10 protein-coding genes, 1 pseudogene and 1 riboswitch are annotated in these 15,074 nt (G+C 50.6%); of the genes and pseudogenes, 4 read left to right on the top strand and 7 right to left on the bottom strand.

The annotated features are described in order from the left end of the window. Position 1 precedes the first annotated feature (1 nt). Positions 2-1,990 carry a TonB-dependent receptor gene (locus CIL02_RS06810; protein WP_094400227.1) on the bottom strand — a complete coding sequence of 663 codons (1,989 nt, stop codon included), beginning with the start codon at positions 1,988-1,990 and terminating at the stop codon, positions 2-4. A 15-nt stretch (positions 1,991-2,005) separates the two neighbouring features. Continuing rightward, a riboswitch (cobalamin riboswitch) is annotated at positions 2,006-2,190 on the bottom strand. 85 nt (positions 2,191-2,275) lie between these two features. Between CIL02_RS06810 and CIL02_RS06805 the strand changes: the two genes are divergently transcribed. Continuing rightward, the gene (locus CIL02_RS06805; protein WP_094400336.1) at positions 2,276-3,742 is read left to right on the top strand and encodes a DASS family sodium-coupled anion symporter; all 1,467 of its coding nucleotides are present in this window, start codon (positions 2,276-2,278) and stop codon (positions 3,740-3,742) included. Between the two features lie 83 nt (positions 3,743-3,825). On the opposite strand, the gene CIL02_RS06800 is transcribed toward CIL02_RS06805, so the two are convergent. The 3 genes from CIL02_RS06800 to CIL02_RS06790 form a co-directional block, all read right to left on the bottom strand. Then, positions 3,826-5,991: a S9 family peptidase gene (locus tag CIL02_RS06800; RefSeq protein ID WP_170935035.1), complete on the bottom strand. Its 2,166-nt coding sequence runs from the start codon at positions 5,989-5,991 to the stop codon at positions 3,826-3,828. Between the two features lie 28 nt (positions 5,992-6,019). Beyond that, entirely contained in the window at positions 6,020-6,850 is an 831-nt protein-coding gene (gene coaW / locus CIL02_RS06795; RefSeq protein WP_094400223.1) for a type II pantothenate kinase, read from the bottom strand. 191 nt (positions 6,851-7,041) lie between these two features. After that, positions 7,042-7,734 carry a B3/4 domain-containing protein gene (locus CIL02_RS06790; protein WP_094400221.1) on the bottom strand — a complete coding sequence of 231 codons (693 nt, stop codon included), beginning with the start codon at positions 7,732-7,734 and terminating at the stop codon, positions 7,042-7,044. A gap of 99 nt (positions 7,735-7,833) precedes the next feature. On the opposite strand from CIL02_RS06790, the gene ligA reads away from it, so the two are divergent. After that, positions 7,834-9,834, top strand: coding sequence for an NAD-dependent DNA ligase LigA (gene ligA / locus CIL02_RS06785; protein WP_094400219.1), 2,001 nt, complete (start codon positions 7,834-7,836; stop codon positions 9,832-9,834). 21 nt (positions 9,835-9,855) lie between these two features. Further along, positions 9,856-10,530 carry a tRNA (guanosine(37)-N1)-methyltransferase TrmD gene (gene trmD / locus CIL02_RS06780; RefSeq protein ID WP_094400217.1) on the top strand — a complete coding sequence of 225 codons (675 nt, stop codon included), beginning with the start codon at positions 9,856-9,858 and terminating at the stop codon, positions 10,528-10,530. Positions 10,531-10,587: 57 nt separating this feature from the next. On the opposite strand, the gene CIL02_RS06775 is transcribed toward trmD, so the two are convergent. The 3 genes from CIL02_RS06775 to CIL02_RS06765 form a co-directional block, all read right to left on the bottom strand. After that, entirely contained in the window at positions 10,588-10,788 is a 201-nt protein-coding gene (locus tag CIL02_RS06775) for a hypothetical protein (RefSeq protein ID WP_094400215.1), read from the bottom strand. Beyond that, positions 10,788-12,074 (bottom strand): IS1380 family transposase, encoded by a 1,287-nt coding sequence (locus tag CIL02_RS06770; RefSeq protein ID WP_094400213.1) that lies wholly within the window; start codon positions 12,072-12,074, stop codon positions 10,788-10,790. Before CIL02_RS06770 ends, CIL02_RS06775 begins: the two co-directional genes overlap by 1 nt. Before the next feature lie 619 nt (positions 12,075-12,693). After that, on the bottom strand, positions 12,694-13,614 hold the full coding sequence (locus CIL02_RS06765; RefSeq protein ID WP_094400211.1) for a hypothetical protein: 921 nt from the start codon (positions 13,612-13,614) through the stop codon (positions 12,694-12,696). 169 nt (positions 13,615-13,783) lie between these two features. On the opposite strand from CIL02_RS06765, the pseudogene CIL02_RS06760 reads away from it, so the two are divergent. Further along, positions 13,784-15,064 (top strand): annotated as a pseudogene (locus CIL02_RS06760) (IS1380 family transposase). Positions 15,065-15,074: the final 10 nt, after the last annotated feature.

Here is a 15,074-nt window from a genome sequence, read left to right as displayed (position 1 = left end):
GTTATTTGTTGTTAGTTAGTGTAAGCGTAATCCTAAAACTGCGGCCGGGCATGGGATAGTGTGCTACTATGTCATACTGCCTGTCGGTGAGATTGAGTACAGCAGCATCGGCAACAGCCCTTGCCCCCCACAGGCTAAAGCTCCGCCTAAGCGTGATGTCCATTTCTGCAAATCCGTCCATGCGCGTCCCGTTGCTGTGCTCGTTGGTAGTCCATCTCTCGTCCATACCGTCAACGGTGACTATGACGTCAGCCCATGGGTTTTCCCATCCTGCCGTTACGGCAAAGGTATTCTGTGGAGTATAGACAATCTGGTTGCCATAGTTGGGCGACGACGGATTGCTACGGTTTTGCGCCCGCTGGAAGCTGTAGTTTGCCGACAAGGTTAGCCTGTGCCTCCTTGCGGCCTGCCATGCCATGTTGGTTGTGATGTCAACACCAGACGTTCTTACCTTTGCGAGGTTCATCATCCTCCATACGAACATATTGAACGGAATGGCAACTATCTTGTCCTCCACTTTGGCGACATAGGCATCTGCCGATGCCGCAAGTGCAAGGCTCCCCACTCCTGTACCAAAGCTGTGTTCTGTCACAGCACCGATATTCCATTGCGAGGTTGTCTCGGGCAACAGGTTGTCAGTGCCTATATGATAATAGTACAGTTCGTTGAAGGTGGGCATTCTGAACGTACTCTTCCAGAAAGCTCTGAGCATGAGGCGGTTGTTGTCCAACACCCTTACCGACATGCTCACCGACGGCGACAGTCTCTGCTCATGCCTGCTGCCTTCTCCGCCATTCTCCCTGTCCCAGCAGTTTGTCCATAGCCCGCGGGCTATGGCAGTAATTCTACCAGAGCTATACTTTGCCGAAAGCGACTGTAGGAAAGTAACGCGCTGGGGGTGTCCCCATTTGTCGAGCGTGCAGTTAAGGTTGTTCTGCGAGATGTCTGCCGAATAGTCAATGGTGAGATTACGCCAAGCCCCGGCCCGGAATGGCGACAAGAGCAATGCGGTAGAGGCATAATATTCCCTCTGCCAGTAGCTTTGGCTCGTGATGCCGCCAGACGGCTGTCCGATCCTATATGCGGATGCCGCCCAGCTGAACTTTGCATTGGCCTGCCAAAGCAGCCAGTCTGCGAGAGCCGTCCTTAGCGATGACTGCACGAAGGCATTGCGCTCGCGCAGCTGCTCGTCGTTGTCCTGGGTATATAGTCTTACTATTCCCGGCAATTGCCTGTCGTTGTCGTAATAGTATGCCCTGGCTGTCAGCACGGTCTGCGGTGCCGGCATCCATCTCATACCAGCCTCAGCCCTGCCGGCATCCATTTTGCTGTTGCGTCTGTGTTCCTTTGTGACGAGCGTCACGTTACGCAGATAGAAAGGATAGTTGTTGTCCGAGTGCTGGTAGTTGCAAGAGACATCCACCATGGCCTTGCCAACAGGCAGTGCCATTCTGAGCGATGGTGAGAGAGTGGCCCATGAGCCAGCACTAATCCTTGCCTGCCAGCCCGCCGAGTCTGGCGTGGTAACGATGTGTAGTGATGCAGGCGCGGCAGCCTGCCTTGCGGGCACGAAGATGTCGTCGCCATCGCCTACGACCATGGCCAGCCGGCTCATGTTGTCTACCGTAAACCGTGAAAGGTCTGTCTCGCCCGTCTGACAGTCGCCGACAGCAAGACCGTCGTAGACAACTCCGGTATGGCGCGCGCCTATTCCCCTTACCGATACGGTCTTCATTCCACCCGCACCGCCATAGTCACGGACGGTTATTCCGGCAATATGCCTCAAAGCCTCTGTCATGGTACCAATGCCAAGAGCATGCAGACGCTCCTGAGTGAACGCCTGAACGGGAGTTGACGCCATAGCCTCTCGGCAAGGGGCGACACCCGTCACCTCCACCCCCTGCAGGGAGACGGAGTCAGGCTGGGCAACGGCTCCGAAGGGACACAATGACACCAGCACAAGCAATATGTAGGTCAATACTTTTCTCATTCTTCCTCGAGAAATTGAAATGTCTATGGCAATGGCAGGTATTCTGACTTTCGGCTCCAACAGACGTCTTCCCAGGAATGCTCCCAGTGACATCATATGGTCTGTTGGCAATAATGCCGATTACAGCAGCGGGACTGTCCAGGACTTACACCTGATTCCCTTTTTAATCTGTGACAAGAACCAATTGCGGGCACAAAGGTAATAAAAAAATATGGTATCAAATTGCTTGTTAAGAAAAAAAGTGGTAATTTTGCACTCAATTTCATAATCATTATCTTAAACAATATGCAAGAAAAGCTGAAAGAAGCCCTTTCCGGTGACTTCAATATCAGGAAATTCGTAATGTTTGCTGCTACCATTGTCGCGACAATTGTAGTATGGAATCTGCCCTCGAGCGTGTTCGGCATCGACGGCCTCACAGTGGTTCAGCAGCGTGTTATCGCAATCTTTGTCATGGCGGTAATGCTTTGGCTTACCGAAGCCATCCCTGCCTGGGCAACGTCCGTAACCATCATCTTCGTACTGCTGTTCTGCGTCTCCAACTCCTCGTTCAAGTTCTTTCAGGGCAATGACGACGAATATGGGCAGCTGCTCGACTCCGTAGGTATCATGGCCTGCTTCGCCGACCCTACTATTATACTCTTCCTCGGCGGTTTCGTCCTTGCCATTGCCGCTACCAAGAGTGGTCTCGACGTGCTGATGGCAAAGAATCTCATCAAGCCGTTTGGAAAGAAGAGCGAGAACGTGCTTCTCGGCTTCATGCTCATCACAGGCGTATTCTCGATGTTCATCTCCAATACCGCCACAGCGGCCATGATGCTCACCTTCCTCACACCGGTGTTCAAGGCCCTGCCTGCCAACGGCAAGGGACGCATCGCGCTAACCATGGCCATTCCCGTAGGTGCCAACCTCGGCGGTATGGGCACACCTATTGGTACTCCTCCAAACGCCTTCGCCTACAAGGTGCTTAACGACCCCGAGGGTCTCAACATGGGCATCGGTTTCGGACAGTGGATGGGCTTCATGGTGCCTATGGTCATCGTGATGCTGCTGCTGGCATGGTTCATCATACTGAAGTTCTTCCCCTTCACACAGAAGACCATCGAGCTGAAGATTGAGGGCCACGTAAGCCACAACTGGCGCACCGTTGTTGTTGCCGTAACCTTCGCACTGACTATCATCCTCTGGGTGTTCGGAAAGCAGTTCGGCATCAATGCCAACACCACAGCCATGCTGCCTATAGCCGTGTTCGCCTTTACGGGTGTCATCACCGCCAAGGACTTGCAGAAAATTGACTGGGCCGTCATCTGGATGGTGGCAGGCGGCTTCGCCCTCGGTCTTGCCATGAACGGTACGGGGCTTGCCGAGAATGCCATCAAGAGTATTCCTTTCAGCGACCTCAACCCCATCGTCATACTTATCATCAGCGGACTAGTATGCTTCGCACTGAGCAACTTCATTTCCAATACTGCCACGGCCGCCCTTCTCATTCCTATACTCTCTGTGGTATGTAAGGGTATGGGCGACTCACTCGGCATCATCGGCGGTACGGCAACAGTGCTCATAGGCATCGCCGTAGCAGCCAGCTGCGCCATGTCCCTGCCTATCTCAACACCTCCAAACGCCATCGCCTACTCTACTGGTCTCATCCAGCAGAAAGACATGGCACGCGTGGGATTGACAGCAGGACTCCTCTCGCTGATTATCGGCTACGCAGTGCTCATCGCCATAGGCAAGCTCCATCTGCTGTAGGATATTTGAAACCACAACAAATATAAAGCCTCACCATATTTCCATCAGGAGTATGGTGAGGCTTTTCTTGATATGTGAGCTGTTTACTTTGATATATCACCCCATTTCGGCGGTGTGACACCAAGCAGGTTGCGCACGAAGAAGTCGAAGCGCTTGTGCTCGCCAAACCGCTCACCCATGGTATGGTGAACACCGGGGAGAACAACAAGCTCAAAATCCTTGTTGGCCTTGATAAGGGCATCGGCCACCTGCATGGTGGAGGCAGGGTCTACATTGTCGTCAAGCTCGCCGACAACGAGCATCAGCGGACGCTGCAGCTTGTGGGCATTGTATACGTTCGAGCATTCAACGTAGCTCGAGTCTATGGGCCATCCCATCCACTGCTCGTTCCACCAGATCTTGTCCATACGGTTGTCGTGGCATCCGCATGAGCTGTAGGCAGCCTTGTAGAAATCGCCATGCAAAAGCACGGCCGTAGTGCTCTCCTGACCACCGGCACTGGCACCGAATATGCCCACCCGTGTAGAGTCCATGTAGGGATATTTCTCCGCCGCGGCCTTTATCCACAGCTTCCGGTCGGGGAAGCCTGCATCCTTAAGGTTCTTGTAGCAAGTCTCCTCAAAGGCCTTGCCCCTCCACGATGTTCCCATGGCATCAAGCTGCACGACTATGAAACCCAGCTCGGCAAGAGCAGTCGTATTCCAGTTGTACGAGATGAAACTCTTCGGAGTGTATGAGTCGCCCGGGCCTGCGTAGATATACTCTATTACGGGGTAAGTGCGTGAGGGGTCGAAGTTGGTGGGACGCTGTATGATACCCCACATATCCGTCTGTCCGTCACGTCCCTTGGCATGGAACACCTCAGGAGCCTGCCATCCGTTGTCCGTCAGTTTTGTTATGTCGGCCTCCTCAAGCTTTGTTATTAGCGTTCCATCGGTGGCCGACCGCAATACGGTGACAGGCGCCTTGTCAACCTTCGAGTAGGTATCTGCAATGAAACGGTAGTCGTAGGAGAACGTTGCGCTATGGTTGCCCTCCTCGGGTGTCAGGCATACCAGTCCTGTTCCGTCGAAGTTCACCTTATAATAATGTATAAGGTATGGGTCCTCGTCCTTGTTCATTCCGCAGGCAGAGAAATATATAACCTTGCTGCTCTCATCGACATGCTGAATGGCCCTTACGCACCATTCGCCAGAGGTAATCTGCCTGATTGTTGTTCGTGGCGTGCGTGCCGCCTTCTTGCCCTTAGGGGCTGTAGCGTCGAGATCTACCATATATATATGGTTCCAGTTGTCGCGTTCCGATGTCCACAGCAGCTGCTTGCCATTGTTTATGAACTGCCGCCAGATTCTGCTGTAGTTGACAAACTTGTCAGACGTTTCCTCCACGATGGTTTTCAGTTCTCCTGTCTCTGCCGACATGGCAAGCATCTGATAGAGCTTGTGGCTGCGCTTGTTGTACTCCATGGTCACGGTCTTGGAGTCTGGCGCCCACTGGAACCAGTCAAGGTTATACTGGTTTTCTATGAGCTTGGTGTCTGCCTCCACCCTTGCTCCCGTGCTTACATCGAATATGCAGGGATAGAGCTGTGGCAGCTCGTCGCCCGGTTTCGCATATTCCTGTTTGTGCAGATACGGCTGCAGCTGGTCCCATGGTGATGACTCCACGTAGTAAACAAACCGTTTCTGCACGGGCTTGCGCTTGCATACGAATATCTTCTTGCCATCAGGCGACCACATGATGCGGTTGCTGTAATACAGTCCGATGGTACCATCCTGCGTGAGTATCCTCTTCTCTGTGTATGGCTTTCCCACCTCGTGTATGACAAGGTTGTATTCCTCGATGTACGCCTCTGTCTTGCCGTCGGGAGAGGCTACAGGCCGTGGAGTGTTCTCCTCGTCTACCTCCATCCAGTGCCTCTGGTGCTGCCGTCCGAATGTCGGCTTACGCTGTCTTGGAGCCTTTAGTCCCATGGCCTTCCTGTAGTCTTCCTCGTTGGCGAAGACATTCCGCTGTCCGTTGGCGGCATCGTAAGTGACCCACTGGCGGCCTTCCGACGTCTGGATGTCGTAGCCAACGAGCGATGACGAGTCCTTCCAGGCTACATTCCTCGCCCAATGGTAAACATTGTCGGCCTTGAACTTGTCGTAGAGTGAGTAGGCCCGCTGATAGTCGTCAAGCGTGCCTTGTGCATGCGAGAGCGCTGGAACAGCAGCTGCAATCAGTAATAATAAGTTTTTAGTTAGCATAGTTTGAATATGATTATGGATAATTGTCTTATTTCTTTTCATTTATATAGGTCAGCGCGGCACCTATGGCTGTGCAGAACTCGCTATACTTTGGTATGATGAACTTCACCCCATAGAGTTTCTCCATAGCCGGGAATACCTTGGTACATTGCGGCAGCAGTGTGAGGTTGCCGATGAGGACATACTTCTTTATTCCCGAGCCCAACGAAGAGAGTATACAGCTCGACCCTATCGTCTGCAGTACGGCCGTGATGATGCCCAGTGCTATGTCCTCACGCGTGGCGTTGCTTTTGGCATTGCCAAAGAGCGAGGCCGTGGCATTGCGAGGCAGACCCGGCAAGGGATTAGGACTGATGTCGCCAATGAGCACGTCAATCTTCGAAATGTCTCCCTCCTGTGCCAGAGTGTATACCTGCTTGATGTCGTCGGTCTTGAGCATTATGCGCGACAGGCCCATTAGCGTTCCACCTCCTATTCCGGTTCCGCCAATATGCCTGATGTCGTCTCCGTCACACTGCACGAGCGATGTTCCTGTGCCCATGCTCACTACTATCATCCTGTTCAGTCCAGTCTCATAGCGCGCTCCGAGACCGTCGGCCAGGAACTCATCGGACTTACCCGTAGGCAGTCCGTATATGGGTGAGTCGATATATGCCGAGCCTACGCCCGTTAGCATAACCTGCTCAATGTCTGAGAGCGAGATATTGTTGTCGTAGAGATATTTTCCGAATGCGCCATAGAGGGATGTTACAGGGTCGGTGGCCTTGATGCGTATTGGCGACACAACCTTGCCATCCTCATTTATTCCCACTATCTTTGTAGTGCTGATGCCTACGTCTATTCCTATTACTATAGCCATAATAAAATATATGTTTTAAAGGTTCGAAGGGTTTGAGGGGTTCGAAGGGTTCGAGGGGTTTGAGGGGTTCGAAGGGGTTGAGGGGTTCGAGGGGTTCGAAGACAATAGTAAAAAAAACAGGCTTTAACATACGTCATTTATCTCCTCCTATATTCTCCTATCTCCTCCTATCTCCTCCTATCTCCTCCTATTTACAGCTTCTGAAAGCTGTCTGTTTCCATTCTATATACAAAATATCTGCCACCATCCGAGGAGCAATGGCTGCGCAGCAGTTCCTGAATGTACTCTGCTGTCTTGCACACTCCTTCCTCCGAGCCGTCATAGCCATTGACCAGAACTAAAAGGTGGGTAGTGTCAAGACCTATCTTTGTACGTTCGTTATCGCTGGTAGGGGTTCCCACGCCTCCCTTCCCGTCACGGTATACCGGCAGGCCTTCAATATTCATAATGCCACGTCCTATGCCCTCGTACGGCTCACCGCTGCGTCCTACTCCCAGCGTCAGGGTATCGCCACAGAACTTATCGGCGTCGAAGCCGCCAATGCTGTATCCATAGCGCATGGAGGCAAGGTTGATAAGGTCTACGAGGGTGTCACGGGGATAGAGTTCCTTTCCCTGAAGCATACGGCGGATAAGTGCCTCGGCGGCAGGACGGTAGCGTGAGGGGTCTTTGCCACAAGCCTTGTAGACCCTGCGCGTGGAGGCAATGGCTGAGATGTCCTTTAGCGTCTCGGTAGATAAGGTGTTGCGGTAGCTCTCGCCCAACGACTCTATGGCCGTCCACAACGCATCATCATGAACGGTATTCACAACTGTAGCCTCTATGCAGGCACCTACGAAGACAGGGCACACAGAAGCCAACTCGGAAGAAACAATAACTCTCATTTGGTGAATTTTTCACAAAGGTATCAATAAATTCTGAGTTACAAGAAGCATTCTGTGTTTTTTTTCGTAATTTTGCCCATCGGAATAATCAGACACATAATGACGGCAGAAGAAACAACTACAAGAATGAGGCAGCTCGTCAGAATGCTCAACGAGGCATCAGACGCTTACTACAACGGACGGGGAGAGAAGATGACCGACTACGAGTGGGATGCGGCCTTCGATGAGCTTAAAAGACTTGAGAGCCAGACGGGCATAGTGCTTGAGGACTCACCAACGGCAAGGGTCTCCGAGGACAACGTAGCCGGACAGAAGGAGGACCACGAGTACCCCGCGCTGAGCCTTGCCAAGACCAAGTCCGTACAAGACCTCGTAAAGTGGGCTGAGGGAAGACCAGTATGGCTGTCGTGGAAGCTCGATGGCCTGACACTTGTTGCCACCTACGACAATGGCAAGCTGAGCAAGGTAGTGACACGCGGCAACGGCCACCAAGGCACAAACATCACGAGGATGGCACCTGCCATCTCCGGCATACTGCCTGAGATTAACTATCAGGGGCACCTTGTAATAAGGGGCGAGGCCGTGATATCCTACAAGGACTTCGAGCTGTTCCTTATGGAGTCGGACGAGGAGTATGCCAACCCGAGAAACCTCGCATCAGGGTCACTGACTCTCAAAGACATTGACGAGATGAGACAGAGGCGCATACGCTGGATTCCATTCACGCTGGTACACTCCGACGACAGCATACCCTCATGGGGAAAGCGAATGGACTTCCTCGACGGTCTGGGCTTCAAGACCATCGACCATGAGCTGATAGACTCCCCGACACTGGGCAACATACAGGCCACGATAGACGAGTGGACCAATATGGTTACGGGCAACCACAACCCCTACCCCGTTGACGGACTGGTAATCACCTACGACGATACGGAATACGCATCGACCGGCTCCGTGACAGGACATCACGCCACAAGGGCAGGCTATGCCTTCAAGTGGCAGGACGAGAGCGCAGACACACTACTCGACCATATCGAATGGTCGTGCGCGGCATCAACCATATCGCCAGTGGCCGTTTTCGCCCCTGTAGACCTTGAGGGCACTACCGTCAAGAGGGCATCGCTGTGCAACATCAGCGAATGTAGGCGATTGGACATTGGAGGCAAGGGTACGGAGATTTCGGTCATCAAGGCCAACAAGATTATCCCAAAAGTGGTCAGGGTGGCCAGGAAGGTTGGCGAGCTGGAGATACCCGACTGCTGCCCCGTATGCGGAAGTGAGACAAGGATTGTGGAAAGCACGGCCAGCGGCACCCAGACCCTGCACTGCACCAACAGCGCATGCCCGGCCAAGGAACTGAGAAAGTTTGCTCGCTTTGTATCTAAGGACGGACTCGACATCGACGGCATATCCGAGCAGACCATCGCAAAGTTTGTCAACATGGGATGGATAAAGGAGTATGCCGACATCTTCTCGCTCAACAACTACCGACATGAGATGGCGCGCATGGACGGCTTCGGGCAGAAGAGCATGCAGAACATCATACGCTCCATAGAGAAGGCACGCAAGGCCGACGCACGCAAGCTGCTCTACGCTCTCAACATCCCGCTGTGCGGAGCCGACGTGTGCAAGAGACTGCTGGCGCAGTACCCGCTCGAGCAGCTGATAACACACGCACGGGAGAAAGCCGACGACTACTTCGCACACATTCCAGGAATAGGACCGGAGAAGTCTGCGTCGCTGGCCAGATGGATGAAGGATGACGGCAACTACGGCAAGCTCACCAGGCTGATGGACTGCATAGATGTTGAGCAGACTGCCATAGAGGCACGCCAGGGAGGCAGCTGCCAGGGACTGACATTCGTCATTACGGGAGACGTATTCCACTACAAGAACCGCAACGAGCTGAAAGCATACATAGAAAGCCAGGGAGGAAAGGTAACGGGAAGCGTCAGCAAGTCTACTTCCTTCCTCATAAACAACGACATCACATCTACCTCAGGCAAAAACAAGAAAGCGGCAGAACTGGGCATAAGCGTCATCTCTGAGAATGACTTCATAGCACGCTTCGCTACCGCTACGACTGAGGCAGAACAGTAATCCGCAAAATCACACTAAGAAATGAGAATAGACATCATAACAGTATTGCCAGAGATGCTTGAGGGCTTCGTCAACGAGTCCATTCTGGCAAGGGCCCAAAAGAAAGGGCTGGCAGAGATACACCTGCACAACCTCCGCGACTACACCCTCGACAAATGGCGCAGGGTCGACGACTATCCCTACGGAGGCTTCGCCGGCATGGTGATGCAATGCGAGCCTATTGACAGGTGCATATCCGCGCTGAAAGCCGAGCGCGAGTACGACGAGGTCATCTTCACCTCGCCCGATGGCGAGCAGTTCAACCAGCATGTGGCCAACGAACTGTCGATGAAGGGCAACATTATTATATTATGCGGACACTATAAGGGCATCGACCACCGCATAAGGGAGCATCTCATCACACGCGAGATTTCCATTGGCGACTTTGTCCTCACGGGAGGCGAGCTGGCCGCGGCCGTCATGGCCGATGCCATAGTAAGGGTGATACCCGGTGTGATTGGCGATGAGCAAAGCGCACTCTCCGACTGCTTTCAGGACGACATGCTGTCGGCACCTATCTACACCCGTCCTGCCGACTACAAGGGATGGAAGGTGCCAGAGATATTGCTGAGTGGCAACGAGGCGAAAATCAAACAGTGGGAACTCGACCAAGCCATGGAGCGCACCAAGAAGCTTAGGCCAGACCTGATGAAGTAACCCGACTTTTACGGATGGCATGCAACCAATCAATAATCAGCAATCAATAATCAGTAATCAATAATCAATAATCATTACCCTAAAATCCGCAAGAAGAGCCGGTAATGCCAGTTTTGACCCAAAATCTATTTCTTTGTGAGAATTGTAGCCAGAAACGGCTCCTATCCTTTCGATTAGCATCTTTTGGCGTACAACACCCCTTACCCCATAAAGCGTATAGGAGCTCACCGCTATAAAATTCAATATGTCTGCATTCATTATCCGAAATCAGATTTGAAGACGGTCGCATACGCATTCTGCTCCGTGTAGATATTAAGTACAAACTGCCTTGCCGTCTTAATCCACTTTGCGGGCACATTGATGAACTTGAAGGTGAAGTCTTTCAGTCTGCTCGTGGGTCTAAGACCAAATGACTTCAAGTCCTTTGCCTGCACAAGGAATTGATAGAAGTTGCGTATCAAGGCTGTGATTAGCAAGAACACAGTATTCTCAGTCATAAAGGATTTTGGCAGCCGGTTCCATCCGAAGCTATTGTTCAAGTCATCGAAGATTCTTTCCTTGGCTCCACGTTTGTTGTAGAACTCAACAATTTCCTCCGGGGTTGACTCATAGTCGTTAGTCATGATGCATCGATAAGTATATTCACCCTCCCAGATATCTTGCTCTCTGCCTGGGCGCTTCTGTCTTTGGATAACGAGTCGGCATGCCGTCCCCTTCCATTTCTCAACGAGAATTGCGTTCAGCTCGTATTCAATGGCATTTATCTCCACACACTTCCATCCTCTCAATGCGAATATATCGTTATATATTGACTGACAGCGGTTTGTACGTATGTAATAAAGCTTGCTATGCCGGGCAACGGTCTTGACTATTTCCTCAGAGCATGAGCCACAATCCATACGGGAACGGTTAATGGTTATACCCTTACCCTCAAATCTTGTGTAGATACGCTCAAGGGTGTCTTGTTGGTGAAATCTGACGTTAGCGTTTCCGTCGCGATTCTCAATGCCGACGATCATGTTGTTGATAACTGCCACACCGGGGCTGTATCCCAAAAAGTGCTTGTAGGTCATCTTTGCATTATACTTCTCAGCCTCAAGAAACTCGTGGTCAAAATCAAGATCGTATTCCTCTTTTAGCACAAGCTGTCCTGTGGAGACAAGTGCATTGACAAGTAATTCGTTCTCCTTGTCACAGGTGTTGAAGTCATAGTCTCTTCCGGTATCGGAGGTGTATGTGATGTTGTCGCAGGTAAGTTCTTTCATCATACGCAAGATGGTGTCTGAACTACAAGTGCGCAATAAAGGATGCAAGCTCAGATGTCCCATAAGATGGTTGGAAACATCCTCGACGCATGAGCCTCCACAGAAATACACGCACATGAGAGAACGTATAATCTCGCTATAATCGTATCCAATAGAGACAGACCTCTTTCCAAGGGTTCCGTCAATGATATGCAACAGATGACGCTCAAAAAGCTCCATAACGTGAAAAATTCCTCCGAATGGAGTAAGTTTCTCAGATTTAATTTGTACCTTTGCCATGCCGTGTTAATGAATTGCTAATTTTTTTTGCACTACTAAGTTAAGTGATTTTTTTGACATGGCCAAATCCTGAGCTGATCGGCTTTGCCGCTTGCCTAAGCAAGAACTTTTTGTTGCTCAGGTACTTAAAAAGTTATATTTGTAATAGTGTTGCGGAATTAAGGATAATCTATATTTGATGTGATTGCTTTTGTCATCTTCAGGTGGTTTCTGAAAGATGTTTTGTAGATGAATTGTCTTGTTTCGTCTGCAAAATTACATAGAATCAATATCTGTTTCAAATGAAATAGATGAACAATCGGCTGTTAGTAGAGAAATTTGCTCTTTTCTTCTATTTTTACAAATGGCTGTTAACATTATTTTAACGCTTTGGCGCTTTCTGTGCGATATTCTTGCCAGTCATCAACTGAACAGGGCAATCAGTTGAGAACTGAATACGGCAATCAGTTGGGAATCTGAATACGGCAATCAGTTGGGAACCTGGCGTGAACATGAGACATGAATACGGTCTCAAATCCCTTCCATGTCCATGGAAAACATCAATGTGCATTGGTGACAGAATCAAACTAACGATCCTGTAAACACAAATTAAACGGAGTTTCCATTCCCCTTCTACAGCTCACGCCTGTTTGATCAGGCGTTTCACCTTCATTTTGAGATTCCATGGCAACATTTGTGCCAAGAACTGTACAACGTTGAACATGCCGAAACGAAAACTGTTCTTCATGTTCTTCACCAAGGATGTGTTGTGAAATTGGTATCTCAGGAGAACTTCGCACAACTCAGCCTTGTCAGCCTGATGGTCTACATATTTGCAAAGTGGAGCGGGCATCGACACGTCATCTCCTTGTTTCCTTATGATGCTGACAATATGACCATTGTCCATGCGCTTCGTTTCAACAGATGCAAAAGCACCAAGCAATCTGCCTACATATATCTTTTCAGATTGATTCCAAATGACGAGTTCGCCAGCTGTTTCATCAATATTATACTGATGGAATCCCTTATAGTGTTCAATCTCCGCTTCATTTGGATGATGGTTGAGGTAAAGTACACCACCTTCTCGCAGTGCCACCAAGGCCTCAACGATACCTTTAATGGGCGAAGATGAGTGGTCAAGGGCGTTTTGTATGGTAATCAGTGAGGCATCTCCAGGTATGAAGGCGGAGAGATACTCCGTCATGCCAAACTCAACGGCAGGTAAGGTCTTCTTGTATTTCTTTAGGATGCGGTTGAAATAGTTGGCCAATGGGTCCATATAATGTATGTCAAGGGGAATGAGTTCTCCCTCCTTGTCAAGATGGTCACCAACGGCGTAACTCAAGCCTGCACCCACATCATACACTTTGGGATGGTCCTGGGTAAGCAGAAATGCGTTGGCATCAAATCCTTCGAGACTAATGACTGACCCATAATGAGCCCAGGACATTAATCCCTGAAAGGTATGGGGCCACCTATATACGTTATTCCAAAATGCCACTTCGTAGGAAATGCCACCAAGCCATTGCTCGGTGATGGCGGTGCTGTTTGCTTTTATCATTATATCCTAAATTCCGCAGCACTTTGGTTTAACTTTTTTATAAGTACCTGAGCAACAAAAAGTTCTTGCATAGGCAAGCGGCAAAGCCGATCAGCTCAGGATTTTGCCATGTCAGATTTTTTACTTACCTTAGTGCTGCAAATCAAGACAAGCAAAAATCATCAATGACATGGCAAAGGTAAGCATGAAATCTGAGAAAATCACTCCTTTTGGAGGAATATTTCACGTGAGGGAGCATTTTTCCCGTTTTGTTGGTCCGGTTATCGACAAAGTTCTGGGGCTTCGGTGCACATCGTTCGGCTATCAAAGCGCGAGATTGTGGGTTCTTTGTCAAGTGTCTACTTCTGTGGCGGCGACTGTGTGGAGGATGTGACGAGCCATTTGATGCCCCATCTCTCGCTTCATCCCACTCTTCGCACGTGCAGCTCTGACACAATTCTCAGGGGAATCTCCGAGCTGAGCTGCGCCAACACGACCTATACTTCTGACACGGGAAAGGACTATCATTTCAATACAGCTACAAAACTGAACAGTCTGCTGGTGAAGGTGCTCATGAACACAGGCCAGCTCGTGGCAGGAGCGTCTTACGACCTTGACTTCGACCACCAGTTCATAGAGACGGAGAAGTACGATGCAAAGATGACTTACAAGAAGTTCACGGGCTACAGTCCCGGCGTGGCAGTCATAGGTGACCTCATCGTGGGCATAGAGAACCGCGACGGCAATGCTAACGTGCATTTCCGCCAGCAGGACACGCTGGAGCGCATCTTCTCGAATCTGGAACAGAACGGCATCCGCATCAAACGTGCCCGTATGGAATGCGGTTCCTGCTCGCTGCAGATTGTGGAAACCGTCGAGAAACACTCTGAACACTTTTACACCCGTGCAAACAACTGCTCGTCGCTGTATGACTGCCTGCTGGCTCTGCGTGGATGGCAGCGCGAGGAAATCAACGGCATAGAGTATGGGCTGAATTCCATCCTTACGGAGAAGTGGGAGGGCAAGGCATACCGTCTTGTCATACAGCGGCAACGGAGTGTGGATGGCAATCTGGACTTGTGGGAGGGAGAATACACGTATCGCTGCATTCTGACCAACGACTATACATCAACCAACCGCGAGGTTGTGGAGTTCTATAACCTCAGAGGCGGCAAAGAACGCATCTTCGATGACATGAACAATGGCTTCGGATGGGCAAGGCTGCCAAAGTCCTTCATGGCAGAGAACACTGTGTTCCTGCTGCTGACAGCACTCATACGCAACTTCTACAAGTTCCTCATGGACAGGATAGACGCAAAAGCCTTCGGACTAAAGAAGACCAGCCGCATCAAAGCCTTCGTATTCAAGTTCATCAGCGTGCCAGCCAAGTGGATAAGGACGGCGAGGCACGCTGAATATCTACACGGACAACAAATCATATCAGAACCCTTTTGCATTCACTGACGGCTAAGAAACCGAAT

Source organism: Prevotella sp. P3-122, from assembly GCF_002251365.1.
GTDB lineage: Bacteria > Bacteroidota > Bacteroidia > Bacteroidales > Bacteroidaceae > Prevotella.
Note: the sequence above shows the minus strand (reverse complement) of the source record. Positions and strands in the feature narration are given on the sequence as shown.

What these genes read in the sequence shown, in the direction of transcription:
- CIL02_RS06810 (WP_094400227.1), bottom strand. Translation starts at nt 1,990, where the DNA reads ATGAGAAAAGTATTGACCTACATATTGCTTGTGCTGGTGTCATTGTGT.
- trmD (WP_094400217.1), top strand. Translation starts at nt 9,856, where the DNA reads ATGAGAATAGACATCATAACAGTATTGCCAGAGATGCTTGAGGGCTTC.
- CIL02_RS06800 (WP_170935035.1), bottom strand. Translation starts at nt 5,991, where the DNA reads ATGCTAACTAAAAACTTATTATTACTGATTGCAGCTGCTGTTCCAGCG.
- CIL02_RS06805 (WP_094400336.1), top strand. Translation starts at nt 2,276, where the DNA reads ATGCAAGAAAAGCTGAAAGAAGCCCTTTCCGGTGACTTCAATATCAGG.
- coaW (WP_094400223.1), bottom strand. Translation starts at nt 6,850, where the DNA reads ATGGCTATAGTAATAGGAATAGACGTAGGCATCAGCACTACAAAGATA.
- ligA (WP_094400219.1), top strand. Translation starts at nt 7,834, where the DNA reads ATGACGGCAGAAGAAACAACTACAAGAATGAGGCAGCTCGTCAGAATG.
- CIL02_RS06770 (WP_094400213.1), bottom strand. Translation starts at nt 12,074, where the DNA reads ATGGCAAAGGTACAAATTAAATCTGAGAAACTTACTCCATTCGGAGGA.
- CIL02_RS06790 (WP_094400221.1), bottom strand. Translation starts at nt 7,734, where the DNA reads ATGAGAGTTATTGTTTCTTCCGAGTTGGCTTCTGTGTGCCCTGTCTTC.
- CIL02_RS06775 (WP_094400215.1), bottom strand. Translation starts at nt 10,788, where the DNA reads ATGAATGCAGACATATTGAATTTTATAGCGGTGAGCTCCTATACGCTT.
- CIL02_RS06765 (WP_094400211.1), bottom strand. Translation starts at nt 13,614, where the DNA reads ATGATAAAAGCAAACAGCACCGCCATCACCGAGCAATGGCTTGGTGGC.